This window comes from Guptibacillus hwajinpoensis (genome assembly GCF_020524165.1).
Classification (GTDB): Bacteria; Bacillota; Bacilli; order Bacillales; family Guptibacillaceae; genus Guptibacillus; species Guptibacillus hwajinpoensis_D.
On sequence record NZ_JAIVKU010000005.1, the window covers coordinates 547743 to 574420 of the forward strand.

The following is a 26678-nucleotide window of genomic DNA, read 5'->3' on the forward strand; positions in this document are numbered from 1 at the left end:
AGAAATTATCTTTTGCCTCATCGGAATTGTGGCTTCTGTCATGAGGATGCAAAAGAGTGGTTGAAAACAATCATACCTCCTAAGCTTATCAATAGGTTTATTAACATCTTATTGGCCTAATGCGACTCCAAACGTCATGAACGTTTGCTTGATACCAATTATTTCAAAACACCTCTTATAACTCAATCTTTTCTTCCTAAGATAGGTCCTATTTTTTGGGGGATAAGTTATGCTTGATGTTTTTTGTAAATTCAAAAAGCAACTCCAGATGCATAGCTGAAACATGATAAAATAAAAGGAAATATAAGAATCTTATAGGTTTACGTAAAAAAAAACGGAACTTCGGATCCTAAGGAGTGGAAAACATATGTTGCATAATGATTGGGGGGATTCCAAATCCTCGAAGACGTTTGGAATGAAACTACTGTTAACTTCGGCGGGCGTCAACAATTCCAGTATCCACAATACGCTAGTTAACATGCTCACGAAGCCGATCGCTGAATCCAATGCTCTGTGTATCCCTACTGCGATGTACGGACACCCCTGGGTCGGTCCTGGCATTAAAACTTGGGAGTTCATCAGTGGGAATTCCGATAACCCTTTGGTCGACTTAGGTTGGAAGTCTGTCGGGGTTCTAGAGCTCACCGCGCTGCCAAGCATCGACAAAGACCGGTGGGTGCCTCTTGTTCAGGAGGCAGACGTCCTGCTGGTGGCAGGAGGTGACGCCCTCTACCTATCCCATTGGATGAAACAATCCGGGTTGGCAGACCTCTTGCCATCATTGGATGCCGTCTATGTAGGAATGAGCGCTGGGAGCATGGTGATGGCCCCGAATATCGGTGAAGAATTCGTCGGCTGGCGTCCGCCCACCGGGGGAGATAAAACACTGGGTTTGGTAGACTTTGCGTTGTTTCCTCACCTAGAACACGAGTCGTTACCGGACAATACCTTGGTTAATGCAGAAAAGTGGGCCGACAGCATCTCAGTGCCAGGGTATGCGATTGACGATCAGACAGCCATCAAAGTGACCGATGGGATCGTAGAGGTTGTTTCCGAGGGGCAATGGAAGTTGTTTACCCCTTAACAGTGGCCAATCCATTTGCTCGCGATTTTTTGGAAGCCTGATTTTTTCACTTAAATTGAGAAATCAGGCTTTTTAATATGCCATTTTCCTTAACGCTCTAACTCCTCTATTTAGCCTTCAAATCATACTGACCAAAAACCTAATCCCACTTATTTCAAATATCTCGGAGCTTATATTCCTGATAAGCTCCGAGATATTTGAAGACCTAGTATCAAGATATTGAGGTAAAAACCGTTTAATAAATCATTAGCGTAGTACAGCATGTATGGTTTCATCATCAGAACCTTAAGGAGCCTCCTCCTCATGTTTTTGTAAGCTCTCCCATGTATGAAAGGAATTTCACCTGAATACTATATTTCATGGAGGTGACATCACATGGACCAAAACCATAACGAGAGGTTGGAGACGGAATTCACCCCTTTTCGCAAAGATGCCACGAAGAAAACGCAAGAAATCAACGAATTAATAAAAATGAACATCCCCTTTGAAAAATTAAAGATTGAACAAGAATGGGCAACTCGAAATGTGCTGAAAAGCGTCTCCCTCCCCGTTATCAAACCAGATGATTCGCTTCTTCCTGTTTGGGATTTAAAGCACTATGATTTCCTTCTGAAAGAAAAACTTCCTTCAACTGCTAACCCCAAACTATGGTACCAGGGTAAATTGAATTTAAATGCCGGCCTTTTTCAAGTGACTGAAAACATTTACCAGGTCAGAGGATTTGATCTTGCTAATTTGAGTATTATTCGTGGAAAAACAGGATGGATTGTGATCGACTGTCTCACAAGCAGAGAAACGGCAGAAGCTGCTTTTGAATTAATTGACAGCTATTTCGGAAAGTTCCCGATCAGTGCGATCATCTTTTCTCATTCACACGTCGATCATTATGGCGGAGTGGATGGAGTCCTTAGTAGTGGCACCACAGATGATGTGAAAATTTATGCACCAAGCGGATTTTTGAGTTCGGCCCTTGAAGAGAATGTGACTGCCGGTATTGCCATGTCGAGGCGAGGATTTTATATGTATGGTGAGGTTTTGCCTCGCGGAGAAAAAGGGCAAATAGACAGCGGCATTGGAAAGTACGTATCGACGGGTGTGGTAACTTTAGTCAACTCTGCTGAAGAAATATCGCCTTCGGAGGATAAATCGTATGTCGAGAAAGTCATCGACGGTGTAAGAATGCAATTCCAACTCACCCCGGATACAGAAGCTCCGGCTGAAATGAATATGTTTATCCCTGAAGAAAAGAGCCTCTGTATTGCAGAGAACTGTACAGCATCCCTTCATAACATCTATACATTACGCGGAGCTGAGGTGCGAGACCCAGTCGCCTGGGCGAAATACATCCAACAGGCCATTGAGTTATTTGGCCATCAATTGACATCTGTATTTGAAGTGCATAATTGGCCAAGACACGGAAGAGAATACTGCATTAACTATATGGAAAAACAGCGAGACATGTACCAATACATTAATGACCAGACACTAAGATTAATCAATCAAGGCTACACCATCGATCAAGTCGGAAGAATGGTCACCTTTCCTGAAAGTTTAAAAGAGGAGTGGTTTAACAGTTCTTTTTACGGAACAGTCAATCATAACGCTAAAGCGGTGTACCAAAAATATATGGGATGGTATAACGGAAACCCTGTTCATTTAAACATGCTTTTCCCGGAAGAGTCGTCAAAAAAATATGTGGATTTTATGGGCGGAGAAGATGAAGTCATCAAAAAAGCGAAAGAATCCTTCAGAGAAGGTGAATACCAATGGGTAGCTGAAGTCACCAAGCACGTGATTTTCGCAAACCCCTCCAATAAGAAAGCCAAATACCTTTGTGCCGACGCTCTGGAGCAGCTAGGCTACATCGCCGAATCTGGTCCATGGCGGAATGAGTATCTGATGGGGGCTCAAGAACTTCGATATGGAATTATTCCAATACAGCAGTCTACCATCACTACAGAGGTTCTGGATATCATGACACTCGAACAAGTGTTGAACATGTTAAGTATCCGAATCAACGGATTGATCGCTGGTGAGTATGATTTTAAACTAAACTTCATTATTCCGGATCGAAAAGAAAAAGCCTTAACGGAGATCAAACGAGGGATCTTTCGTTACTTATCTGATGAACTAGAAGAGGATCAAGTTAAGGTCATCATGAGTAAGGAAACGTTATATGAGTTAGCCACCACTAACAACCGTCCCTCACCTTGTTCGATCAAAGTCATAGGAGACATCCAAAAATGGCATCAATTTTTATGGGCTCTTGATCAAATAGACACAGACTTTCCTATTATGACTCCCTTGAGTAAAAAAAAGAACAAATGATTTCTAGCTTTAAAAACAAGTAATATCATTCATGATATTACTTGTTTTTATTAAGAAGAACCATTGTTGTTCCATAATCCTCGATACAGACAACCACATCCACAGGATCACCAGGATTACCTAAAGACATCTGGTTGCCCTGGTTACATAAAATCATACATTCAGCAAAGCAATCCACCTATATGAAAGGATTGTTCGTCTATTCGTTATATCCACAATCATAATCTTTCTATTAATCTTAATTTCTTTTAAATAAACCTTTCTAAATATTCGTCAAATATTTTGTTCATAACTTTGGGGGTATTTTCTAAATAAACATTCATTTGTTCAATGTTTGATTCTAATTGATCAGAGTTTCTTTCATCTGTTGGAAAATCAGATATCCCTTTAATAATAATGCATTCAACATCATTCTTCTTACAGATATAAGCAATTGCACCCGCTTCTGTATCGGCTATTGTTATTTCGTTTTTTTTCAGTTCTAAATAGTCCTTCCACATCACTACTGCTCTATCAGCAGTGCCAATTGTGCCGTTATAAAAGTCATTTCCATATTTTGATAAATCAATGTCAACTACGAAGGATTGTTTAATAAGAGGCTCAATTTCTTTTACTGTGCAATCATATTGAACGGCGTTATCAGGTACAAAAATATCTAAATTACTAAACTGATCATCTATTCCTGCACATGTTCCAGCAACGATTACTTTCGTTAAATTAAATTTAGAAATCATATACTGATTACCACCAACACCATTTACTTTTCTTACTCCTGTACTATAAAAAACAAGTTCAGTATCATTCATTGTTCTTTTGAAATACTCGCCATATGGATAACCGAAACGTTCGTCATCTTTTATGCTAAAGTATTCCAACGTTGCTTCGTATTCCCACTTCGTTGCTATGCTTATTCCTATCATCGACTTATCCCCTACAAATATAATTTGTCACGATTGAATGTCTAAACACAGTCTGATTTTCATTTTTATCTCTATTCTTCTTTACTCCTTCGTTGCAGCTAACGCTCCGACTTATTTGAACACTCGAATTCAAGCTATTTTCACTTAAACAAGTCCTTCCCCTATTATAATTCCTTCCTTTATTCCATATTGAATCAGAGCTTCATAAGGGTCTCCTGAAATATCTAATAGTTCACAGAACGCTGGTTCAGTCTTATATCCGTGTTCCTTTAATTCAATTACTTTATCTTTAAGTGCTGGGTTACTTTTTATTATTTCGTATTCAATAATCATATGTAGATAGGCGTTCTGACAATGTATAGGTTGGTCTTGACCAAACAGCTCTAACTCAAAATTATTAAACAAAAAATTGGCTTTTACAGCTTCACGACCTCTTATTAACTTTCTATTTATCTTGAAACTAGGTTTGCTGCCATATAGATTGTTTAGCTTTTTTTCAAACCTATCTAAGTCTTTCACTTCCATAACAATGTCTAGATCAGAATGATCCAGATCAATACCAAGAGGAATGGTTCCACAAAGAACTGGGCGATAGACATTCATTTCCTCGAATATTCCAAGTTCAATAATAGTGTTATAGGCATTCCTTTGTTTTTTATTACCTTTTCTCATGCACTCAAAAAGATGACGCAACTAATCATCCTCTCTAAAAGATAAATACGCTCAGTTACTTTGCAAGAGTATTCCATTACTAAAGGATATTACTACATTCTCATTCCTGAGTCTTTTTTAAAACTAACTCTTATAATCGAACTTTAAGAGACCATACACATCAACATCTTCATATTCATTATGCAGCAGTCTATTTTGCTTCAATCTACCTTCTTTTTGTAAGCCAGCTTTTTCTAAAACGATAGTGGAAGCCTTGTTTCTGGATATAGCTAAAGCCCACACTTTGTTTAAGTCCAGTTGATTAAATCCAAATTCAATCATTCTTTTAACAGCTTCTGTTGCAAACCCTTTCCCCCAATATTCTCGACCAATCCAATAACCAAGTTCACCCTTATTGTTATTTTTATCAATCCTCATGGTAATCGTCCCTATGATCTCATTTTCCTTTTTGGCTACTATTGTGAGAGGGTATTCAAGTCCCTTTTGAATTTGTTCTGGTTGAATGGCGATCCACTCTTCGGCATGTTCTAATTCATATGGATGAGGTAGACCAAGAATACTAGCTAGTTCTTGATTATTTGCCAACTCCTTTATTCTACTTGCATCTTCTTTATTGAATGGCTGCAGATTTAACCGTTCAGTTTCTAATTTCAAAGACATCGTGTTGCACCTTCTTTTCTACGGCATTTCCCTCTGATATTTTTTCCGGTAATCTAATACCAATTATTTCAAAACAATGATCCTTAGGCAATCCATTATTGAAAGAAAAAAAGAGCTAATCTTTATTAAAGATTAGCTCCGAGAGTATGGAAGACTATGAGGGGAATCGTTTAAATGAGTTTCTATTCAAAATCGAGTGAACTCATCACTTCATACACAAGAAAATCCGGATGTGATGTTTAATCATATTTTAGCCATTATCATAGTAAAAAGCCAGCATTAGATGCTGGCTTTTTCACTCATTGTATTAAGCGATTCGATCGCTCTATAGAGACTATTATAGGTTTCTACATTTTGCATATCTATTCCAAGACCCACCATCGTTAGAACAATATCGGGACGAATGCCCGTCAGTATCGCATGTATCCCAATAAGCTCTAATGAATAGATGACTTTGAATAATTGATCAGCAACCATCGTATCGATGATACTTACACCCGACAAATCTAAAATGATGGTTTCTAACTCGTAATCATTTCCTTGTTTCAAAGCATTATCCATTAACATTTGAGCTCTGTTGGTATCGATCTCACCCACGATTGGGATGATACCCACTGTCTCCGTGATGCGAACTAAAGGAACTGAAAGCTCATTCACAGCGTAATATGCATTTTGCATGGTATCCTTAAAATCATTCATATAGGATTGGCTTACCAATTGAATGGCCTGGTCAACCGTATCATTGAACCGAATCAGAATACGATAAAAATCATCAATTGATAGACCACTAGCTTTCACTTCGTTCTTTATGATTTCCCCAATGATTTCTCGATAATGACTAATTTCTCCAAGTGCAAAATCCAAGGGAAGCCTTAATTCCACAAGTTGACTCGATACATTATGACTCCATTCTTTAAGGTCTTGAATGATACCATCTCTATCTTGACTTATTGACTCTGCATAAGCTTTTACTAGTTGAATTCTCCAGGTCAACAATTGTTCAGCATGACTCTTATGAATTGAATCAGGTAAAGGCACCGACTCAGTCAATTCTTCTCTTTGATTAAGGATGGTTGTTGTGATGCGTCCTAAAGCTACTTGATTTGTAGAAATCAAAAATATCCTCCTCTATACACTTTCCCGCTTGTAGTACCATTATTTTTTATGATTAACTCCCTCATCATCTTACAGGAATGGATAGATGATTTCTAGTTTCAAGCAAATCCAATTATCCCCTGAAAGCTCCAATATATCGTACTCAACACGTTCGAATGCTGCTTTAGATGTGTGTTTTAGTGTAGCTATGCTTCCATAATGGATTAGCTACCTTGTTAATTCCTTCAACTTTAAATCCAATAAAAAGAAGCCTATCTTTTTATAGATAAGCTCCGAGATAATTGAACAATGAAGATATAGTTTGCTCTAATGTTCAAGGACTGTTTTGAAATAAATATCCTTAACATATAGTGTATAAGCTAATACACCAATTGAAAAAATCAGATTACCCACATAGGGTTGATATGATTGATTCGTTATAAGCAATGAACTGATTACACCAAATATTATTGAATAGTTGACCATTACCCAAAAGCCCCATTTTTTCAACCTAATATAGCCATAAACCATTACGAGTGAGAATGCTGCCAAAGTTCCTCTTATCAATCGTTCAGGTGCATTTGGAAGTCCAAACCTTTCAGCTATACCAATTGAATTAGCGTCAGCATTATAAAAAACACCTGTAAATAATAGAATTATCGCACCAAAAATATAAAAATAACTTATCAATAAAACTCCTAAAGGTCTTTTCACTAAAAACACCTCTCATTCATTAGTCCTATTACGACTGTCCAATTTATTTCTCCGTCTTTGAAATATCCAAAGAGAATAGCAACGACTGCAAAAAAACGATTGCAGAGATAATACCTTCTTTCATTCGTTTATTCATTTGAAAACCTCCTTCTAATATATAAATATGTATCATCATATGAAACCATCGCTCCGAGTTTATGGAATAAGAACTCATCTTTCTTAATCAAAGGTTCCTTACACTTGGCTTGCATGTAATAATCTAAAATAAAGGGGGGTAAAAACTTAAAGGTATAAGTCTAAAAAAAGTAACAGAATAATAAAACACTGTGCACCTCGCCTTAACTGGCTGGTGTACAGTGTTTTTGGATGCTCAATCGAATTCGCTCGCTTACAAGTGAAGTACCTCAAATAAATTAACTGAAGTTATGAATCTTCTTTCTTCTTCAAGGGGTATTTCTTATTAATTATATTAGTAACGACTATAGTTGTCGAACTTAATGCCACTGCCTTAATTATTAAAATATCCGGCAAGAATATATATTCAATACCCATTACAACCATTACGATTAAACATGTAATAAGAAATCTTTTCCCGAAAGACATTACTACCCCCTCTCGAAAGCTTATTCACTTGATGTGATTTCAAAATCAGACCCTTCAGCTCCCATTTCGTACTCAATCTTAATATTTTTATAGCGGAATAACTTTTTTAATCAACTATTAAAAACGGTCCTCTAAAATCCCACCTATTTCCTCCCAATCTTTAACTCTTCTAATCTTATTATGGAGACAATTTTGATTGTATGGTTTGTCGAGTAACAAGACCTCAATTCCATTCTCTGCTAGGTTCATTTGGCATTTAAGTAAGTGGCTTTGCCATATCCATCATATCTATAAACCCTAGATTTCCATAAACCTTTCTTCCAGTGGAACTTGACCATAACCTTGCTCGGATTGCCCCATTTTTTTTAAGCCACCCACAAGTTTCATCGACTAATTTGTAAGCTAGCCCATTATTCCGATGATTTTCCTTCGTATATACTGCTATCACCCAACCAAAAAGGCTCTGTTCCTCGGCAAGCGGATATGAATACTCTGTCCTAATCAACCCTCCTGAACAAGCAACAATATTATCATCGCTATCAATGGCAACTCTGAATACTAAATTACCTAATTCAAATTCTTTTAGAAATAAGCTTTTAACTTCCTCAAGCCTCTGTACATCTGGCTTTGGAATGCCATCTATATCTCCCATTTCACAGGCCATTTTGTACCAAAAATCAGCCATAATAGGAATTTCTTTTTTAGTATTCCATCTTGTTTCATACATTCTATTACCTCCTAATAAACAGGATATATGAATATCTACAAAACTCTATTTTTCGATCAATTCCAATTATTTCAAAACCCAACCAGTTACTCAACTATTTTTTGAAAGAAAAAGGTGTAATTCCTTAACCAGAAATTACACCTAATTGATGAAGATCATTCAATCACTTATACGCATTATGTTATTGCAGAAACGCTCCGAGATACTGGAAGAAGGTAAATTTCGTACAAAAACTTATGATACACTTAGATTAAGTAAGTTCAATATCTAACATTTCTTTTTTCCTCGAACGGAAGGATTAGGGGAGTTTGACTGGGAAATTCTTAAATAAAGGTGGACTTTTATGCTTTGGCTTATGTTAATAGTTATATTTCTGCCTTTTATAGCAAGACGGATAGAAAGGCATTTTCAACGATTAAGAAAAGAAAAAAATGAAATGAAGGATATCTTCAGTGATTGAGAGAAAATGATATCCAACTTAATTAACCTATTGCTTTAGTTAACAAGCAAAATATACCAAAGAGGAACTTCCACAAAACTGGAAGTTCCTCTTTTTTTGTGAAGTATTACATTAAACTTTAACATAGTCATTTAATTAAAAAGAAGCCTATCTTATTACAGATAAGCTCCGAGATTGCTTAAGACTCGTAGTATCTATTGTATGCACTAATAGTAACTCCACTGAAATTGAAAAAGCTGCTCTCAATTCTATTTTTCTTTCTTTCGGAAATATTTCCATTTGTATGCGGTACTTAATGCCAATAAAGCGATAATTAGAAAGGACTTAAGATAAGGGTTTGATACTGTGAAATATACGAAAAAAGTAGATATTACTATAAAAAAGTAAACAAGTAATAAAGATAAAGGTAAAGGCTTATCTGACTTCAAAGTATCACCTCTTTAAATTAATTATTTATAGTCTCTTTCTAATACAGTAACAAAGGAGTAAGATGACTTAATTCTCCTACCAACATTCCAGAATCATCTCCTAAACCTACATTGAGAGCTTACTTTTTATTAAGTAAACGCTCCGAGATACTGGAGCAATCATCTAGCCTATTAGTTTCTAATATATAACAACAAAAGACCAGAATTTACGGTTTAACATTTACTATGTAAGCAGTCGAAGGTTATGATTCAAAATAGATAACATAAATAGAAACAAGCCAAAACAAAGCAATTAGTAGACGAGGATCTTTGTATTCAAGTTTTTCAAATTCATTTATTTTGTTTATATTAAATGTTAAAGCTTTGGCTCTCTTAATTAGTTTGGAGTTAAATGTAAATAGAACAAACAGTATAATTGGGAGAATAAGGATGTCGAATTTTATTATCTTATCTCTTAGTCCTTCTCCAATATTTAAACTGGACATTAACATTGGCAATGATAACCCGTATAAAAACAATGCATTTTGTAACCAAAAGACTATAAAAATTTTTTCACGCTTTTTTATAAGTACATATATCAGAATTATTGTTGGGATAACAAATAAGAATATACCGATACCTAATGAAATCTTTCTTCACCACACTAGTTGATTTTTATTAATATGACAGCGAATTAGTTTGTGCTTCAAACACTCCGAGTTTATTGAATATCAAAACAAAGTAAAGAGGTAATACTTTAACTCAAAGCAAGTAAAATTACGCGATGGAAACTCAGCCATAACCCATTGTTTCCTGTACCCAATAATCTCATGTCTCTTAATTAAATAAACAAGTTCAAGTAATACCATCTTAAAAAACTTATCATAGGAGTATTCAGTTTTATTTTCCAAGTTTTTACAATGGGGTGCCTAGCTTTGGTTGACCTTTTAAACTAGGAAATATAATTATAAAATTCGTAAAAGCATAACCACCATAGTAGTAAAGGAAAAACAACCGATGCAACTTTAGATTGATAAACAGTTAAACTCGGCAGATTAAATCTAGTTGATACCCAGTATATACTGAAACTAATTCCTAATAATATTAAATTCATAGATAAAAAAAAGAGCCCAATATTTTTATCTATATCGATCCAATACCCCTGGGTAAAACCGATAATAAAGTAAGTAAAGAAAGCTATAGAGACAAGAAAAGTTGCGGAATTTTCAAAAAAGTGTATTCTTTATTTTCAAAAATCCTAAGTGCTATCAGCATTATTGAAAAAACAATAACAAATTCAATAATTTCTTCTGGTGATGTTAAGTCTATCCTCAAAAAGTTCTCTCCCCAATCACCCTATTCCAGAATTTGAATATTCCTTGATAAACTCTTTCTTTATTCAACATTCTGCTCCGATTTAATCAAATAGAAAATTACCCACTAATCCAATTAAAAGCATTAGTATAAAACTCCCAAACAGAAAGTATCCGATTAACTTAATAGGTAAAGGAAGTCTTCCTCCACGTGTTTTTGGAAACCCTTCAATGTTTTGTTTATGTGCTATGCCATCATTGAAAGGCTTATTTTCATTTCCATTGTTCATAGACAATTTAGTACCTCCAATATTTCTGGTCTTCTCTAACAAAAAGTCTCCTATTATACTTACGAAGTAGCCCCTGATATAGTTTCAAATCGTCCATTATCTCGAATTCAAGTCTTCCAGATAACTGCACGATTGCTGAAGAAACTCCCCCCATACACGATACCATAAAAAGTAAATTCACCCCCATCTACTATTAAAGCGACAAACTCTCCAAAAGGTGCCTTTTAGAAATAAAAAATGCCCTGCGCATTCGCAGGACACTCCAAATTCAAATGATCGTTTACTCCTCCAACAACCCATTCTCTACAAGCCAATCATGCGCAACAACAGAAACACTGTTTCCTTCAATGTCTACTTTGTAATTCAATTCACGCATAATATCACTGTTTAGCTTTTCTCCTAAACGCGCTGTGATTTCTTCCACTTCCGGATACTTTTCGTATACATCCTCGTTAATGCTAACGGCAGCACGATAGGGTGGGAAGAACGATTGATCGTCTTTCAGCGTCACAAGATCATACTCAACAATCGTTGCATCGGTTTCAAACGCGACTGATACATCCACTTGCTCGTTATCTAAGGAACGTTGTGTGAGACCAAGATCCATTAGCTTCACCTGACTTGAATCAAATTGAAAGCCATACGTTTCTTCTACTCCCGGTAAGCCATCTGGTCGGTTCGCAAATTCCGCGTCTGAAGCCATCGCTAGTTCTCCCGGGTTTTCATTTACGTACTTTGCTAAATCACTGATCGATTCAATTCCTAACTCCTTCGCCTGCTCTTTTCTCATCGCAAGCGCATAGGTATTGTTTACGTTCGACATGTTCATCCAGTGAATATCATTGTTTTTGGCATCCAATTCTTTTACCTTATCAAATGCTTCCTCAGGATCAGCAATAGGCTCTTCTCCCATATATGTAATAAGGGCAGTTCCGGTATATTCCCACATCATATCAACCTGGCTATTTTCAAGCGCTTTTCGAACGACCGTACTCCCCAGGTTGTTCATTTGCTTCACATTAAAGCCTTCGTCCTTAAGAAGAAAAGCAGTCATTTCTGAGAGTAAATATTGCTCTGTAAAATTCTTACCTCCAACGGAAATCTGTTTTCCACCAATTCCTACACTTGAACATGAAGCCAGCATGGAAAGGACGAGAATGATTCCGATGATACGAGATAGCTTTTTTTTCATACAAACCCCTCCTACATCCTTTACGTTTCTTGTGGTGGTTTGGAACCTTTTGGAACGATCTTACGTTCAAGCAACCGTAGCAAATAATCAACAAAAATCGCTAATAATGTGACTGGAATGGCACCTGAAATTAAGTAACCATTATCAAACAACTGAATACCGGTAAAGATCCATACGCCAAGTCCGCCGCCTCCAACGACATAGGCGAGAGCTGCCGTTCCGATATTTAAGACAACCGCTGTTCGAATGCCGGCAAGGATGGAGTAGGATGCATTCGGTAATTCGATTCGAAAAAGGATTTGGATCGGCTTCATGCCCATCCCTCTTGCGGCGTCAATTAAATTCTCATCAATCGAATCAATCCCTGCCACTGTATTTCGATACATTGGGAGTAGCGAATAAATAAACAGCGCAAATACAGCCGTTTTAAAGCCAATCCCTAAAATACTAATCATGAGGGCAAGCACAGCTAGACTTGGAATCGTTTGACCAAGATTCACCGTGTTTGACACGATCCACTCTGCACGTCGAAAGCTTCTACGCGTCACAAGAATACCGACTGGTAGAGCGACGACAACCGCTAAGAGTGAAGAAACGAGAACGAGCTGCAGGTGCTGCTTCAATAAGTGAAGAAACGTACCTGACTGGCTAAAAATATAGTCAAAATAGCTATTGCTAATCGCCCAAATAAAGAACACGGCAACGAGCGCATAGACGAGAAAACTGACAATCCGACTCATGACTTTTTTCTTATTCATCTCCTCACCCTTTCTGTACCAGGGTAGGCTTTGCCTTGATTTCAAAATGAAGGTACTTTTGAACAAGATCAATCGTAATTGCACCAAGTCGGTTATCGTCATCATCCACCACAACCACCTGATCCGCTTCTTGATTAAGAAGCATAGATAATGTGTTCCGTAAATCGTGACGCACATGAATGGTAATCGTATCTTCAATTGTATCGTCTATGTTAGCAAGACCAATCACCTCTTGAAGGGTTTTAATTGTATGAAGGCTTAAGCTCTTGATCGCACGGTCTTTGCCAAAGAATTCCCGTACGAATTCGTTTTTAGGACGAACAAGCATCTCAGATGGTGTGTCGTATTGCATCACTTCTCCACCACGTAATAGCACGATTTTGTCTGCCATTTTAATCGCTTCATCAATATCGTGGCTCACAAACAGAATCGTTTTCTTCACTTCTCGCTGTATTTGCAGAAATTCATCCTGGATCTTCTCACGGATGATTGGATCAAGCGCACCAAACGGCTCATCCATCAGCATGACAGGTGGGTCAGCAGCTAAAGCACGAATAACTCCGATTCGCTGTTGCTGTCCTCCGGAAAGCTCATGAGGATACCGCTTCCCAAACTTTTCACCACTTAACCCGATCATTTCCATCAATTTATTAAAACGCTCGCGCTTCTCCTTCTTTTTCCATCCTAATAAATCAGGTACGATCATGACGTTCTCTTCAATTGTCATGTTTGGAAAAAGCCCATTACTTTGAATGACATAGCCAATCTTTCTCCGTAATGCAATCTGATCGAGGGACATGGAATCTTCCCCATCAATGGTGATACTTCCATCAGAAATCGTTTCAAGACGGTTTACCATGCGAAGTAACGTTGTTTTTCCGCACCCGGATGGTCCTAATAATACGACGATGTTTCCTTTTTCAACGGTAAAGTCCACGCCGTTTACAGCGGTTACGCCGCCCTCATAGGTTTTCGTTGTATGATCAAATGTAATCATGTCTTCCCCTCACTCCTTAGTTCGCAATGCTTTTTGGTGTATACCGTTTTTGAATAAAAAGCAAAATACCGTCTGCAATCATCGCAAGAATCGCAACAGCTATGGAGCCACTAATGATTAAGTAGTTGTCTCCACGTGAGATACCCTGCGTGATCAGAACCCCAAGACCACCAGCACCAATATATGCCGCGATGACACCAATTCCAATATTTAGAACAACAGCTGTTCGAATGCCCGCCATGATAATAGGAAACGCATTTGGAATTTCGACTCGTAGCAATCGCTGACTTGTTTTCATTCCAAGCCCTTTCGCAGCATCTCTCATTTCTGGACTAACATTTTTAATAGCGGTATATGTATTACGTATTATCGGGAGTTGCGAATACAGGACCAGGGCGACGAAAGCAGGTACGAACCCGATTCCCTGGTTGATGATCGAAAAGACTGGAATCATAATACCGAATAAAGCAATACTCGGAATCGTTAGCATAACTGAAGCAATCTGCAAAACCGTCTCTGCTAAATAATCATTTGTCGTTAAATAAATGCCAAGCGGAACACCAATCATTAAGGCCACAAGTATCGCTAAGCCAACTAAAATCGTGTGCTCAATGGCTAAATCAAAGATTCGAGGAGCATTCACCTCAAGAAACTTCATCCATTTGTCCAATAGGATTGCCTCCTTCTTGTTTTTTCTCTCGCATTTATGCGCGTTCATCCCTGTTTATCTCGTATTCTAGAAATGGACTATCTGTTAATACCCTAATACTAAAGTCCTAACCTCACTTATTCTGAAAATGACTAATTTTCTGTGCGAGATCATCTCCCCGAGATGTGATATTGGCTAAAATGCGATTTTATTGGCCAAAACCGAAATTTATTGTCCAAACAGTGATTATATTGTCCAAAATTCCATTTTATTAGCCAAACTCCCTCATGGCCTCCGCTCTAAGCATATGTTCTTGATCTCACGCGTACAATGAGCTTTGTAGTACAGTAGCCCCCACCACCATCTACGTCTTGAGACCTAGATGAAGTTTGGACTGGGGACTGCTGTGGTTTCCAAGTAAATACAGTAAATTGAATAAGAACGAGGACGACGTTTCGGAGCGGACTCACTATTTTAAGGAAACCGGGGGAAACTGTATGACTTCATTAACAAATTGGGCTTTTCGAAACAAGGCAGCGATGACATTGTTTATTATCATCACGTTGTTAGTCGGGACGGTTAGCTACTTTCTCTTGCCAATGGAATTTTTGCCTGAAGCGGATAATCCACAGGTAACGGTCGTTACACTAGGTCAGGGATATGACGCTGGGTCGATGACTTCATCCGTAACTGAGCCAGTAGAGCAGGCAGTCGCTTCGATCAACGGGAAAACGTCGGTGCTTTCCACGACTGGCGAAGGCTTTTCACAGATCGTCATTAATTTTGATGCCAAAACGAATATGAAAGAAGCGAAAAACAATGTGCAAGATGCCCTCGCTTCTCTTTCCTTTCCTGAGGGTGTCGGGAAGCCTCAAGTATCACAGTTAAACACAACGATGATTCCAGTTGGTCAAGTATCCATTACGTTTGAGGATGGGTTATCAAAGGCGAATATTGATCAAGTCAATGAAACATTCAAGCCACTGTTTGAAAATGAGAAGAGCTTGTCTGCTGCAAGCGTTGTCGGAGAAGGCGGCTCTCGCATTCAAATCAACCTTGATGAAAAGAAGCTCACCAAACTTCAAATTCCGGTCAACGCCGTTATGGGTGTTCTTCAGGGGCAGAACGTTTCAGCCACTGCCGGAAGCAGTACCATTGACGGTCAAAAAAGCACGATTACCGTCACCGATAATCTCACATCAATTGACGCGCTGGAAAATTTGCCGATTCCTTTGCAAATCCCAGATGCACCAGAAGTTCAGCTTAAAGATATTGCTTCGGTCGAGCAGGTTAAATCAGAAGATATGATCGCTCGCGTTGACGGAAAAGAAGCCGTCGCAGTGGTCCTTTTTAAAGAAAGTGACGCAAGCGCGGTTACGGCTGGAAATGAAGTTGAAGAAACGGTAAAGAAAATTAACAAAGACTATCCTGGTGTGGAAGCGACCACTCTATTCACCACGGGGCATATGGTGAAAAATTCGGTAACGAGCATGGCTCAAGAAGTTGGGCTTGGTGCCCTTTTTGCTACGATCGTGATTCTCTTATTTCTAAGGAAATTCAAACCGACGCTCATTACAGCGATTTCGATTCCACTCTCACTAGCCATTACGCTTCTTTTGCTCTGGCTATCGGGCGTAACATTGAATATCCTAACACTTGGCGGAGTTGCAGTTGCAGTAGGACGTCTCGTCGATGATAGTATTGTGGTTGTTGAGAACATCTTCAGGCGTAGTCAAAATGAGAAACTTTCAAAACAAATGGTGCTAGAAGCGACCCAAGAAGTGTCACGAGCCATTACATCTTCTACACTTATTACCGTTGCCGTATTTTTACCGATGGGACTTGTGAACGGGTCATTAAAAGCTTTCCTTCTTCCATTTGGACTCACTGTAACGTATTCACTGCTCGCTTCCCTACTCGTTGCCTTAACCGTCGTGCCGCTTTTAAGTAGAGTCATGCTAAAAAACACAACATTGCCAGCACACAAAACGCCTGATCGCTACCTAAGCGTCTTACGCTGGTCGCTCAATCATAAATTTGTCCCAATTCTGCTAGCGGTTCTAGTGTTTGGTGGCTCGATTGCTCTTTACATGACAATGCCAAAAGCCGCTACCGGAGCAAATGATGCTTCCATGGTATCCGTGAGCATGGTGTTTCCAAGTGCAACGCCTGAAGAAACGAAGCAGGATCGTATGATAGACCTTGAAAAAACACTTGCTGACTTTAATGGTTATGATCACATGATTACGCAATATGGCTCAAGCGAAGCAGATGCTCAATATGGCCAGGTGAGCGATCCAGATACCGTTTCCTACACATTCATTATGAAAGAAGATGCTGATGCAGAGAAATTTATTGATCACGTCAATGAGGCGAAAAAGGATGAAAAGAACGTAACGATTGAAGCAAGTCCTTCTTCTATGTTTGGCGGCTCTTCCAATTCTTCCATTACCTATGATGTGGTTGGCAACAATGCGAATGAAATCCTTGCCGCTTCTGATCAGCTGATGGAAGAAATGCAAGACGTTGACGGTGTTCAAAAAGTGTCAAGCAACCTGGATAAAACATCTCCAGTCTATACAGTTCAAGTCAATACGGAAAAAGCCAATGCCCAGCAGACAGCCATGCAAATTCGTAGCCTGGTCAGTCCCCAGCCTATTGGTGCCATTGAGCTGAATGAGCAGCAAACACCAGTCTTTCTGAATGCTGGCATTGATCCCGACTCTCTTTCTGAACTGAACGATTTAACGCTCGCAACTTCTAATGGTGTGGTGCCACTTTCTCAAGTTGCATCGATCACGAAGGAAGAGAAGCCGAGCACCGTTCTTCATAAAGATGGTGATTTGTACGCTCGAATTACGGCTGAAGTTACGCCAGAAAAACTTTCGGTGATTGCACAAAACATTGATCAAAAGGTGAAGGATCTCGATTTACCGAGCAGCATTACCCTCTCTACAGGCGGAGCTTCTCAACAGCAGGCGGATGACTTTAAAGACCTTGGCATCACAATGTTAGCGTCCATCCTGATCGTTTACTTAATTATGGTGCTAACCTTTAAAACGCTGCGCGCACCGCTTGCGATTCTAATGACGCTCCCTCTAGCATCAATTGGAGCTGTGCTAGGTCTTCTCATTTCCGGTGTTCCGGCAGACGCTACCGCCCTGATCGGAGCATTAATGCTCATTGGAATCGTCGTTACAAATGCCATCGTGTTAATCGATCGCGTGAAACAAAACGAAGAAACCATGATTATTCGCGACGCCATTATGGAAGCATGTAGCACCCGTCTTCGTCCGGTTATCATGACAGCGATCGCCACCATTTGTGCCATGCTCCCACTTCTATTTGGTCATGCTGAAGATGGCAGTCTTGTATCAAAGTCTCTTGCGGTTGTCGTGATTGGTGGGCTTTCAGGTGCTACGGTACTTACACTTGTGATCGTCCCAGTGTTCTATGAACTGCTTCATTTCAGAAAATCAAAAAGGCAACGCAAGCATGAAATGGTCATCGAAGAAAAGGTCGCCAATTAACGTTAGGTTTTCTCTACACCGTATTCCACTCGGGATACGGTGATTCTTTCGACAAATATCTCGAAATAAAACATCTTGACTTCGAGATAAAAATAAGATATCTTTAATTTATACTAAAAAGCACCCATTCTTGAGGAGGAATTTTATTATGACAACTTTAACACTTGATCAGGTTCACAGCAGTTTAGATTTTCAAATTAAGCATATGATGGTTTCAAAAGCCAAAGGGGAATTTACGAACTTTGACGTGGATTTCAATGGCGACCTAAATAATCTTACAGCTGCCAGCATTAAAGTCACTATACCAGTAAAATCGATCAATACAGGTAATGAAGACCGTGACGCTCACCTTCGCTCTGGCGATTTCTTTGAAGCGGATCAATATCCGAATATGGTATTTGAAAGCAAGTCGATTACCAAGAAATCTGACGAAGAGTATGTCGTTACAGGCGACTTCACGATCAAAGGCGTTACCAAAGAAGAAACGTTTACCGTTGAATATAATGGAAAATCGAAGAGTCCACTAGATGGAAGCACTGTTGCCGGCTTTGACGTTTCGGGTAAAATCAACCGTGAAGCATATGGCATGACTTACAATGCAGCCATTGAAACTGGCGGTTTCTTACTTGGTAAAGATGTTAAGTTTGAAGGTAACTTCGAGTTTATTGTAGCTGAATAGTAAATCAACCTCATCCCTCTCATAAAGGGGATGAGGTTTTTCTTTGTCTACTTATCCTCTTCAATTTCACTCATATGCATCACTTCCCATAAATGTCCATCCACATCCTGAAAGCTCCAGCTATACATAAAGCCATGATCCATGACGTCATTCGCGGGCTTTCCACCGGCTACGATCGCCTGGCGGACAATTTCATCCACTTCTTCGCGACTTTCAGCTGATAGCGCCATAATCACTTCTGTTGAAGAATTTGCATTCACTAGCTTTTTGTCAGTAAATGTTTGAAAGAATTCTTCAACGAGTAGCATCACAAACGTATTTTCATTGAGGATCATACATGTGGCATTCTTATCAGTAAATCTTGGATTAAATTCAAAACCTAGCTCCTTGAAAAATGTGATGGACCTTTCCAAATCCTTCACTGGTAAATTAACATACACCTGCTTCGCTGCTCGAACCATTTTATCACCTCAAAAAAGGAATTTAGAAGTGTAATTCTCCATTGATTCAAGACATCCCTTTTAATATGTAAAAGTTTCTTTAATCTGTAATAGGCAGGCTTCGCTGGTTAAATACTATTGTAAAGGAGGTCTTCAACATGGATCGCGAGAAGCAATTTGAACACATCGTATCGTTAAAAAAAGAACTTGAGGATGCCACGATTGAGTACTGGCGTCAGTTCTCCGACTATAGCACATGGCAATTCTGGGTGATATTAGCGATGCTAATCATTCCTCTAATCGTTCTTTTTCTTTTTATTGATCGAAAGAAAATCTTTCTTCTCGGTTTTTTTGGTTTTTCCATTCACGTTCTCGCTGCCTATTTGGACGCTTTAGGAGTACGAAAATCCTGGTGGGATTATCCTTATATCGCCATTCCACAATTGCCATCAAGCATTAGTATCGACGCTTCCTTCATTCCGGTTTATTTTATTTTTCTCTATCAATGGTGCCTAAATAAAGATAAAAATTACTGGCTATATGGGACGCTATCAGCGATTGCGTTTACGTTTATCTTTAAACCTCTCTTAATGGGCCTCCATTTATTTGAGCTTTATACGAATTGGTTCGTATTATTAGGCGCTTACTTATTTGTGGTTTATGCCGCTAAATTGATAACCAACCTTTTTATTAAGTTGTCGGAAAGGGCATAGAGTTCTCATGAGACTATGCTCTTTCGTTATTTAAACGCTTTTCCTTATGCAGATCCTCTTTATGTCTTTCTATTTCACCAACTCTTTTTTCTAGTTCATCTAGTAGAAGCTGCTTTTCCTTTAAATGAGAAAATACAATATTATATTGGGGATATCCCATCCTTACACTCATTCTGGATAACTTCTTCATCTTTTTTGGCATTAATTTAGCATAACGTTCTTCATTTTTTAAGACGAGACCAATAAACGAATTGCTTTCAATGCGATAAGGAATATAGCCTTCAATGTCTTCCCATGGAAAGTTTATTTTCTCTGCTGGAAGCACATAGAGCTGTAAGTATTCTGGCGTTATCACGACATGTGGTTCACCTGTTAAGAATTTTTTGGCGTGCATCGAAAGAAAAAACAGAAAAAAGCCACCACAAAGGAGCATAATTAAAGCAATGAAGAAGCTACCTCCTTTAAATAACGAATAGGAAAAGTACACGCCCGCTCCTCCAAACAATAAGCTTCCAATCGTTAATAGAAGTAACCTGCCTTTTGATTCGTAAAACGGAATCGCATCTTCCACTTCTTCTCCTCCTCCAAAAGTAAAATCTACCAATTAATACCCAGGTCCTCAGAATTCTAATCCATTATTTTCTAAATTAGATGAACCAAAAAAGGGTTTCCTCATTCGAATCGCATGTTTTAGTTGATGCTGGGAATAGTAGTAGTAACTGTGGGACGGATCGGAGATGGAAGTAGAGATGAAAACGAGCCAGCAAATAAATTCTGTTCAATTTCTCTTTATCATTTTCCAGACTCAGGTGGGGGTAGGGATTCTCTCTTTACCTTCATCGCTTTACTCCTCAGCTGGTAAAGATGGGTGGATCGCCATTATCTTAGCTGGATTAGGCTTTCAAATCGTTATCTTAATCATTTATTATTTAAGCAAAAGATTTCCTACATTAACGCTCTATGAATATGCTCCTCATATCGCTGGGCGTCTAGTCGGGACTGTGATTTCGATCGGATATGTCCTATTTGCTGGTTTAACGGCTATCCTTGTTCTTCAGCTTTTTCACATTTCCATTAAAACCTGGATTCTTCCCAAAACGCCTTCGATTGTGGTGCTTTTGCTTCTTTCTTTATCTGGTGCGTATCTTGTCTCCGGGAGAGTAAAAGTGCTCGGTCGATACAATCAATTCATCACCATCTTAATTCTCCCTCTTATCGTCATGATCCTTATCTCAATGAGGTATTCCGATATACGTTATATTCTCCCCATCGGTGAACATGGGTTACGTCCCATTCTAAAAGCAACACCTGAAGGGTTCTTCTCGATGATTGGTTTTGAGATGGCATTATTTGTTTTTCCTTATTTACAAAACAAAGGGAAAGCTGCTCTTATAAGCTTAACGCTATCTAACGTTGCAGTAACGTCTCTTTACTGCTTTATTACGTTTGCGACATTCACCTTTTTTAGTCCCAGTCAGCTTGAAACAATTCAAGATCCAACGGTCTATATGTTAAAAGGAGTTACTTTTATCGTCGATCGGATTGATCTCCTTTTTCTATCAATCTGGACTATATCTGTCCTAACCTCTTTCGGATCCTATCTTTACATCTCTTCTGAAGGAATCAGAACACTTACAAAACGTAAAAAAGCAACGTGGTCAATTGTCACAACCACACTGCTAATCCTTAGCCTTTCACTTATACCGCATAGCTCGTTTACTGTTCCAATTCTCTCGAAGTATCATGCTCTTGCAAGCTATTTCTTTGTACTAGGCATTCCCTTGCTGCTGTTAATCATTAGTTGGATACGTAAAATAGAGGTGACTGATCGACATCAGTAACCTCTATTTTAGGAGTTAATTACAGTTGTAAACTTTTAACGTTTGACCAACATAAATCAAGTCAGGATTTGAAATATTATTCAAGTTTGCAAGGTAGCTTGTCGATAGCCCATATCGAGAGGCGATCTTAGATAACGTGTCACCAGATTTCACGGTATAAGAGAACGGCCCATAACATCCAGCTGGGGCATTAACCACAGGACCTTTCGCTTCAACTGTAGGTGTACCGACCTGTGCCGCTCCTGCTAATAATCCGACTGAAACAAATGAAATCGTTGCAAATTTTGCGAGCTTTTTCATCTTTTCTCCTCCTTGATATGTATATTCTCTCATCTGGCGATCACCAAATGAGTATAGTAAAATCATATCTTATAAATGGATAATATTGTATTGGGAAATTCATTCGATTTTAAAGAAGAAACACCATCTGTTTATATCATGGTTGCCCAATAGGAATAACCTAACCGAACACAAATCTGTTAACAAAACCGTCTTTTTATGGTATTGATAAGATAAGGAATTTTCTTCCCTTACATCAAAACAAATTAAAAGAGAATGCGATGAACTATCATTTTAGCCTGGGCACTTGAATGGTAGGGAGCAAGTAGTGCAACCGGCTCCTTAAAGAGGAGAATGAACATGAAAAAGTGTACATTGCACGGGCACACACAGCTATTTACTTCCCAATCGTTACGTTTAATGGAACTTCTTCGCCGTCACGATTCGCACTGCTTTCATCACTCCGTTCAATCTACTAGCTATTTTATTGATTTTTGCTTGTACTACCATTTTCATTCCCTTTTGAAGCCTCGTATTCTTCAGTCAGTTCTTTTACATGACATCGGAAACTTGCTTGTTACGAAAGAGATCCTTCATAAGAATGGACCACTTACCCTTTCTGAGAAAAAGGAACTCGAACAACATCCTGAACTTGGGCTGGAGCTTCTAAGTGACTATCCCGAAATAGAGATTGAGCCTTCCCTTATTTTACATCATCACGAAAATCGAGATGGGACCGGCTATCCCGACCGCATGCATAGTGATCAGCTTCCGTTTGCGGTGAAAGTACTCGGTCTGATTGATAGCTATACGGCGATGACAATGGAGCGCCCGTATCGTCCGAAGCGTTCAGATCAGTCGGCTGTCGATGAGATTATCCAAAACCAGTATGTTGATGCTTCCTGCACTTCCTTGTTTGTTGCCTATATGGAAAAGCGATTAAAAGGAAAAAGGATACTGCTTCATTACCTTGATTATGTTCCCAGTCAAAAATGAGCAGCACTTCTTTTCTCGTTTCAATCACAACAAACTAGGGAGGTCATAAAGCATGATGTTTCTTACAAATCAAGAGTTAATGATTGCCTATTGCGATGCGTATCAGCTGCAATTAGATCAAGCGTTTATCGAAATGTTAACATCTGAAATCTTAAGAAGAGGTCTCACTCCTCCTGAACCACATACAAACTGTTATGAGAATGCAAAGAAGATTCTCTAACTACGTTCAGAAAAGAAGAGAGCTTACTCGAATGACAGTAAGCTCTCTAGAATCATTTTGATTTTTTCCAATTGGTTTAATTTGGTCGCGTTTACATAGGTTTGCCATTTTTCCAACGAGGTATTAGTTAAAAGAATGGTTATGAATTCTAGAAAGGAATGAGTGAAGATGAAGCAATCAATCCCAGAAATCACGTTAAATGATGGTCTTACGTTACCTGCAATTGGATTTGGGACTTACAAGTTAAATGGGAATAACGGCGCGACTGGAATCACGAGCGCCATTGATGTTGGCTACCGTCTCATTGATACCGCGTATAATTATGAGAATGAAGGAACGGTTGGTGAAGCCATTCGTCGTAGTACGATTCCACGAAACGAATTGCGCGTTACATCGAAATTACCAGGTCGCTATCAGGAGTACGATAAAGCTGTAACAGCTATACAAGAATCGCTTTATCGCGCAAATTTAGATTACTATGATTTGTACCTCATTCACTGGCCAAACCCGAAGCAAGGTCATTTTGTAGAAGCCTGGCAAGCTTTAATTGATGCTAAAAAATGGGGCTTAATTCGCTCGATTGGCGTATGCAACTTTCTCCCAGAGCACTTAGAACAGTTGGAAAATGAAACGGGTGTGAAGCCTAGCATCAATCAAATTGAACTACACCCATTCTTTAACCAGGAAGAGCAACGAAAATTTCACGCGCGAAACAATATACAAACCGAATCATGGAGCCCATTAGCTCGAGTGAACGATATTTTGGAAAATGAAACAATCACTCAGATCGCTAAGCAACATAACAAATCGGTGTCTCAGGTGATTTTACGCTGGCATTATCAATTAGGATCCATTCCGATTCCGAAATCTTCTTCTCCAGAACGTCAGCGGGAAAACCTCTCCATCTTTGATTTCGAATTAAACGAAACTGAAATGGGCATGATGGCAGAATTGACTCGTGCTGATGGTCGGATCAACGATCAGGATCCCGCGACTTACGAGGAATTTTAAGAAAACTAAAAAGGAAACCCCGATTGAAGCAAAACGGGGTTTCCTTTTCAAGCTCACGCACCTAGCCCCTCATATCATGCCATGCAACGGCTAAAAAGGAGTAAACTTCCATGTATACCATTCACGTTTTAACAACGGCTACGTTTAATAACTCGATCCTTGATTCATTTGAGCGTAAGCAGAAAACAACGCATGTGTTAATGATGGAATCGAATCGCTTATTGGAAAAAGAAGACCAATTTGAAGATGATTGGACGACAGAACGAAAACGCGAAATTGTTACTCACTTTAAATCTACGATTGCTCATGGAGGCGTTGTGATTCTAGCAGAACAAGAAAAGAACGTGATCGGGTTTGCCGTCGTTGAATCCGAGACGTTCGGAGAGCGTTCAACTTATCGCGAACTGTCTTACATACATATTTCTTTACCCTTTCGAGGAATGGGAATTGGCCGTAAACTATTCATCGAAGCGAAAAAGGTTGCAAAGCAGTTAGGCGTCGAGAAGCTATATATCGGTGCCCACCCCTCAGTGGAAACGCAGAATTTCTACAAAAATATGGGATGCGTGATCGCTGAAGAAATCAATCCTGCCATTTATGAACGAGAAACGCGAGACATTCAATTAGAAGTCAAGTTATAGTCAACTTAACTCATCCAAACGATAGCATCCATAACAAGGATCCCACGATAGACATAAAGGATATCCTTTTCTCTATGCTTCAGTTTAGATGCTTCGTATAAATAACGGGCGCATCCATGCCGTCCTCATCCTCTTCTTTTAATTCAATCAACGCAACGGCTTCAATTTTCCCAACGATGGGTTTAACTTCTTTAAAGCAATACTGAAACACTTGTGCTAAATCATCAGGCTTAAGCTGATTTGCTACCGTGCAATGCGGTATCCATTGACCAGGAAAGTATAAGGAGTTCGCACTTCCATTAAAGTCTTCAAAATGATGATGGTGAGCGGAATGAAGAGAAAGTAACTTTTCGGTTACAGTTGGAGCGAAAAAGATCGTTCCATAATTCAAGAATGAACTAACCGTATTCAAGGTAATCTCTATTTTTTCAGCACCATCGTAGAGGGCATCGATTTTTCTTATGTATTCTTCCTTATCTAAATGCTCATAACTCGCAAGCGTTATATGTGGTCTGCCATCTTTTACTTCATCGATATAATAAGAAAGACCTTGCTCTTTAAGCTCCCTCCAGATCTCTTTCACCTTTGCTTCCGTCTCTTCATCGAAAAGTGCTATGAACCAGTACACGATTTAGCCGCCTTTCTCATCATTATTTCTTTTTTCTTAGACACTCCCCCTATTATTTCAAAGCAACAAACGTTATTCAATCTCACGCCCTAAATTATGTTAAAATTCTAACTAATGGAGCAAAACCAGTTTAGAGTTGAAAGTGTGGAAAAGCAGTGAAAGCATTATTCTTTGATACGATGGCTATGTCGATTGGGAAAGCAGCTCAAGCTTTTTAAAGATCGAGAAGATGAGCTGGAAACAGTGCTGTTTTTTAAAAATCAATTAAGGAGATAGGACAAGATCAAAAGAAAACGTGACCGACTGTCGCTTTTTCTCTTTATAAGTACCGTCGATAACGAAGGGATTTGTACGCTTCTTGTTCTAGGTTCTGGTAACTCTCCTGTTCAGACTGCACTGTAAAGCCGACTGCTTCATAGAAGGGGATTCCCTTCGAGTTCCCTTTCGAGACAGATACCCACTGTTCTCTCGCCCCTCGTCGTAGTTGATCCTTTGTTAACTCATTTAACAATTTCGAGCCGATACGTTCTCGCTTACGACTCGGATCTAAATAAAGAACAAATACCTCACCTTCTTCGGATCCAATCATGCCACCACCAATCGCTCCCACTACGTTGTCTCCATCAAGTGCCACAAACCACCCGTTCCATTCTCTGCTCGAGTGCTTCACTTCTTTAAGAATGCGTTCTTCGTTGTAAAAATCTCGTATCACTCGCTCAATGTACTCCTTCGAGTGCGTTTCCTCGTACGTGTGGCGGTATCCGTTGGAGCAAACTTCCGCTATTCCATTCACATGTTCTGGCAAAGCTTTCTCAATCACGATCACACCGG

At 39.1% G+C, this 26678-nt stretch carries 26 protein-coding genes and 1 riboswitch; of the genes, 10 read left to right on the forward strand and 16 right to left on the reverse strand.

All coding sequences use genetic code 11. From position 1 onward, the window contains the following. The first annotated feature begins 415 nt into the window (after positions 1-415). Together LC090_RS15845 and LC090_RS15850 are read left to right on the forward strand one after the other, a co-directional pair. A complete protein-coding gene (locus LC090_RS15845; protein WP_226659384.1) occupies positions 416-1084 on the forward strand; it encodes a Type 1 glutamine amidotransferase-like domain-containing protein in 669 nt (222 codons plus the stop codon). Between the two features lie 375 nt (positions 1085-1459). After that, positions 1460-3412 (forward strand): alkyl/aryl-sulfatase, encoded by a 1953-nt coding sequence (locus LC090_RS15850; protein ID WP_226658995.1) that lies wholly within the window; start codon positions 1460-1462, stop codon positions 3410-3412. A gap of 248 nt (positions 3413-3660) precedes the next feature. Here the strand turns inward: LC090_RS15850 and LC090_RS15855 are convergent, their stop codons facing one another. The 11 genes from LC090_RS15855 to LC090_RS15905 all read right to left on the reverse strand — a co-directional run bounded on the left by LC090_RS15855 (position 3661) and on the right by LC090_RS15905 (position 14890). Beyond that, positions 3661-4332: a permease gene (locus tag LC090_RS15855; protein ID WP_226658996.1), complete on the reverse strand. Its 672-nt coding sequence runs from the start codon at positions 4330-4332 to the stop codon at positions 3661-3663. 144 nt (positions 4333-4476) lie between these two features. Continuing rightward, positions 4477-5004 carry a DUF4269 domain-containing protein gene (locus LC090_RS15860; RefSeq protein WP_226659385.1) on the reverse strand — a complete coding sequence of 176 codons (528 nt, stop codon included), beginning with the start codon at positions 5002-5004 and terminating at the stop codon, positions 4477-4479. Positions 5005-5127: 123 nt separating this feature from the next. Next, complete coding sequence (locus tag LC090_RS15865; protein ID WP_226658997.1) at positions 5128-5664, reverse strand: GNAT family N-acetyltransferase; 537 nt, start codon at positions 5662-5664, stop codon at positions 5128-5130. A 279-nt stretch (positions 5665-5943) separates the two neighbouring features. Then, the gene (locus tag LC090_RS15870) at positions 5944-6780 is read right to left on the reverse strand and encodes an STAS domain-containing protein (protein ID WP_226658998.1); all 837 of its coding nucleotides are present in this window, start codon (positions 6778-6780) and stop codon (positions 5944-5946) included. A 306-nt stretch (positions 6781-7086) separates the two neighbouring features. Beyond that, entirely contained in the window at positions 7087-7473 is a 387-nt protein-coding gene (locus LC090_RS15875) for a hypothetical protein (RefSeq protein ID WP_226658999.1), read from the reverse strand. Between the two features lie 859 nt (positions 7474-8332). After that, positions 8333-8803 carry a GNAT family N-acetyltransferase gene (locus LC090_RS15880; RefSeq protein ID WP_226659000.1) on the reverse strand — a complete coding sequence of 157 codons (471 nt, stop codon included), beginning with the start codon at positions 8801-8803 and terminating at the stop codon, positions 8333-8335. 2284 nt (positions 8804-11087) lie between these two features. Then, the gene (locus tag LC090_RS15885; RefSeq protein WP_226659386.1) at positions 11088-11273 is read right to left on the reverse strand and encodes a hypothetical protein; all 186 of its coding nucleotides are present in this window, start codon (positions 11271-11273) and stop codon (positions 11088-11090) included. Positions 11274-11553: 280 nt separating this feature from the next. Then, the gene (locus LC090_RS15890) at positions 11554-12465 is read right to left on the reverse strand and encodes a glycine betaine ABC transporter substrate-binding protein (protein ID WP_226659001.1); all 912 of its coding nucleotides are present in this window, start codon (positions 12463-12465) and stop codon (positions 11554-11556) included. A 20-nt stretch (positions 12466-12485) separates the two neighbouring features. Next, positions 12486-13223 (reverse strand): ABC transporter permease, encoded by a 738-nt coding sequence (locus LC090_RS15895; protein ID WP_224599832.1) that lies wholly within the window; start codon positions 13221-13223, stop codon positions 12486-12488. A gap of 4 nt (positions 13224-13227) precedes the next feature. After that, complete coding sequence (locus tag LC090_RS15900; RefSeq protein WP_226659002.1) at positions 13228-14220, reverse strand: ABC transporter ATP-binding protein; 993 nt, start codon at positions 14218-14220, stop codon at positions 13228-13230. A 16-nt stretch (positions 14221-14236) separates the two neighbouring features. Next, positions 14237-14890 carry an ABC transporter permease gene (locus LC090_RS15905; RefSeq protein WP_305076928.1) on the reverse strand — a complete coding sequence of 218 codons (654 nt, stop codon included), beginning with the start codon at positions 14888-14890 and terminating at the stop codon, positions 14237-14239. A gap of 476 nt (positions 14891-15366) precedes the next feature. Between LC090_RS15905 and LC090_RS15910 the strand changes: the two genes are divergently transcribed. Further along, positions 15367-18399 (forward strand): efflux RND transporter permease subunit, encoded by a 3033-nt coding sequence (locus tag LC090_RS15910; protein WP_226659003.1) that lies wholly within the window; start codon positions 15367-15369, stop codon positions 18397-18399. A gap of 148 nt (positions 18400-18547) precedes the next feature. Next, the gene (locus LC090_RS15915; RefSeq protein WP_226659004.1) at positions 18548-19078 is read left to right on the forward strand and encodes a YceI family protein; all 531 of its coding nucleotides are present in this window, start codon (positions 18548-18550) and stop codon (positions 19076-19078) included. A gap of 47 nt (positions 19079-19125) precedes the next feature. Here LC090_RS15915 and LC090_RS15920 read toward each other — a convergent pair whose 3' ends face one another. Next, on the reverse strand, positions 19126-19539 hold the full coding sequence (locus LC090_RS15920) for a VOC family protein (protein ID WP_226659005.1): 414 nt from the start codon (positions 19537-19539) through the stop codon (positions 19126-19128). Positions 19540-19676: 137 nt separating this feature from the next. On the opposite strand from LC090_RS15920, the gene LC090_RS15925 reads away from it, so the two are divergent. Then, positions 19677-20231, forward strand: coding sequence for a CBO0543 family protein (locus LC090_RS15925; RefSeq protein ID WP_226659006.1), 555 nt, complete (start codon positions 19677-19679; stop codon positions 20229-20231). Positions 20232-20244: 13 nt separating this feature from the next. On the opposite strand, the gene LC090_RS15930 is transcribed toward LC090_RS15925, so the two are convergent. Next, positions 20245-20802, reverse strand: coding sequence for an STM3941 family protein (locus tag LC090_RS15930; RefSeq protein WP_226659007.1), 558 nt, complete (start codon positions 20800-20802; stop codon positions 20245-20247). Between the two features lie 166 nt (positions 20803-20968). Between LC090_RS15930 and LC090_RS15935 the strand changes: the two genes are divergently transcribed. Further along, positions 20969-22072, forward strand: a complete 1104-nt coding sequence (locus LC090_RS15935; protein WP_226659008.1) for a GerAB/ArcD/ProY family transporter — start codon at positions 20969-20971, stop codon at positions 22070-22072. A 15-nt stretch (positions 22073-22087) separates the two neighbouring features. On the opposite strand, the gene LC090_RS22085 is transcribed toward LC090_RS15935, so the two are convergent. Next, on the reverse strand, positions 22088-22372 hold the full coding sequence (locus tag LC090_RS22085) for a LysM peptidoglycan-binding domain-containing protein (RefSeq protein WP_305076931.1): 285 nt from the start codon (positions 22370-22372) through the stop codon (positions 22088-22090). Positions 22373-22616: 244 nt separating this feature from the next. Then, a riboswitch (cyclic di-GMP riboswitch) is annotated at positions 22617-22700 on the forward strand. A gap of 11 nt (positions 22701-22711) precedes the next feature. Between LC090_RS22085 and LC090_RS15945 the strand changes: the two genes are divergently transcribed. The 4 genes from LC090_RS15945 to LC090_RS15960 all read left to right on the forward strand — a co-directional run bounded on the left by LC090_RS15945 (position 22712) and on the right by LC090_RS15960 (position 25219). Continuing rightward, complete coding sequence (locus LC090_RS15945) at positions 22712-23347, forward strand: HD-GYP domain-containing protein (RefSeq protein ID WP_226659009.1); 636 nt, start codon at positions 22712-22714, stop codon at positions 23345-23347. Between the two features lie 52 nt (positions 23348-23399). Continuing rightward, complete coding sequence (gene sda, locus LC090_RS15950) at positions 23400-23567, forward strand: sporulation histidine kinase inhibitor Sda (protein ID WP_226659010.1); 168 nt, start codon at positions 23400-23402, stop codon at positions 23565-23567. Between the two features lie 168 nt (positions 23568-23735). Beyond that, the gene (locus tag LC090_RS15955) at positions 23736-24578 is read left to right on the forward strand and encodes an aldo/keto reductase (protein ID WP_226659011.1); all 843 of its coding nucleotides are present in this window, start codon (positions 23736-23738) and stop codon (positions 24576-24578) included. Positions 24579-24688: 110 nt separating this feature from the next. Further along, complete coding sequence (locus tag LC090_RS15960; protein WP_226659012.1) at positions 24689-25219, forward strand: GNAT family N-acetyltransferase; 531 nt, start codon at positions 24689-24691, stop codon at positions 25217-25219. Between the two features lie 79 nt (positions 25220-25298). On the opposite strand, the gene LC090_RS15965 is transcribed toward LC090_RS15960, so the two are convergent. Continuing rightward, entirely contained in the window at positions 25299-25847 is a 549-nt protein-coding gene (locus LC090_RS15965) for a 2'-5' RNA ligase family protein (RefSeq protein WP_226659013.1), read from the reverse strand. A 319-nt stretch (positions 25848-26166) separates the two neighbouring features. Further along, on the reverse strand, positions 26167-26673 hold the full coding sequence (locus tag LC090_RS15970) for a GNAT family N-acetyltransferase (RefSeq protein WP_226659014.1): 507 nt from the start codon (positions 26671-26673) through the stop codon (positions 26167-26169). Positions 26674-26678: the final 5 nt, after the last annotated feature.

Coding starts and splice junctions, on each gene's coding strand:
- LC090_RS15900 (WP_226659002.1), bottom strand. CDS start 14,220: ATGATTACATTTGATCATACAACGAAAACCTATGAGGGCGGCGTAACC.
- LC090_RS15860 (WP_226659385.1), bottom strand. CDS start 5,004: ATGAGAAAAGGTAATAAAAAACAAAGGAATGCCTATAACACTATTATT.
- sda (WP_226659010.1), top strand. CDS start 23,400: ATGATGTTTCTTACAAATCAAGAGTTAATGATTGCCTATTGCGATGCG.
- LC090_RS15845 (WP_226659384.1), top strand. CDS start 416: ATGAAACTACTGTTAACTTCGGCGGGCGTCAACAATTCCAGTATCCAC.
- LC090_RS15945 (WP_226659009.1), top strand. CDS start 22,712: ATGAAAAAGTGTACATTGCACGGGCACACACAGCTATTTACTTCCCAA.
- LC090_RS15960 (WP_226659012.1), top strand. CDS start 24,689: ATGTATACCATTCACGTTTTAACAACGGCTACGTTTAATAACTCGATC.
- LC090_RS15885 (WP_226659386.1), bottom strand. CDS start 11,273: ATGAACAATGGAAATGAAAATAAGCCTTTCAATGATGGCATAGCACAT.
- LC090_RS22085 (WP_305076931.1), bottom strand. CDS start 22,372: ATGAAAAAGCTCGCAAAATTTGCAACGATTTCATTTGTTTCAGTCGGA.
- LC090_RS15955 (WP_226659011.1), top strand. CDS start 23,736: ATGAAGCAATCAATCCCAGAAATCACGTTAAATGATGGTCTTACGTTA.
- LC090_RS15850 (WP_226658995.1), top strand. CDS start 1,460: ATGGACCAAAACCATAACGAGAGGTTGGAGACGGAATTCACCCCTTTT.
- LC090_RS15895 (WP_224599832.1), bottom strand. CDS start 13,223: ATGAATAAGAAAAAAGTCATGAGTCGGATTGTCAGTTTTCTCGTCTAT.
- LC090_RS15915 (WP_226659004.1), top strand. CDS start 18,548: ATGACAACTTTAACACTTGATCAGGTTCACAGCAGTTTAGATTTTCAA.
- LC090_RS15910 (WP_226659003.1), top strand. CDS start 15,367: ATGACTTCATTAACAAATTGGGCTTTTCGAAACAAGGCAGCGATGACA.
- LC090_RS15855 (WP_226658996.1), bottom strand. CDS start 4,332: ATGATAGGAATAAGCATAGCAACGAAGTGGGAATACGAAGCAACGTTG.
- LC090_RS15925 (WP_226659006.1), top strand. CDS start 19,677: ATGGATCGCGAGAAGCAATTTGAACACATCGTATCGTTAAAAAAAGAA.
- LC090_RS15880 (WP_226659000.1), bottom strand. CDS start 8,803: ATGTATGAAACAAGATGGAATACTAAAAAAGAAATTCCTATTATGGCT.
- LC090_RS15920 (WP_226659005.1), bottom strand. CDS start 19,539: ATGGTTCGAGCAGCGAAGCAGGTGTATGTTAATTTACCAGTGAAGGAT.
- LC090_RS15865 (WP_226658997.1), bottom strand. CDS start 5,664: ATGTCTTTGAAATTAGAAACTGAACGGTTAAATCTGCAGCCATTCAAT.
- LC090_RS15890 (WP_226659001.1), bottom strand. CDS start 12,465: ATGAAAAAAAAGCTATCTCGTATCATCGGAATCATTCTCGTCCTTTCC.
- LC090_RS15935 (WP_226659008.1), top strand. CDS start 20,969: ATGGAAGTAGAGATGAAAACGAGCCAGCAAATAAATTCTGTTCAATTT.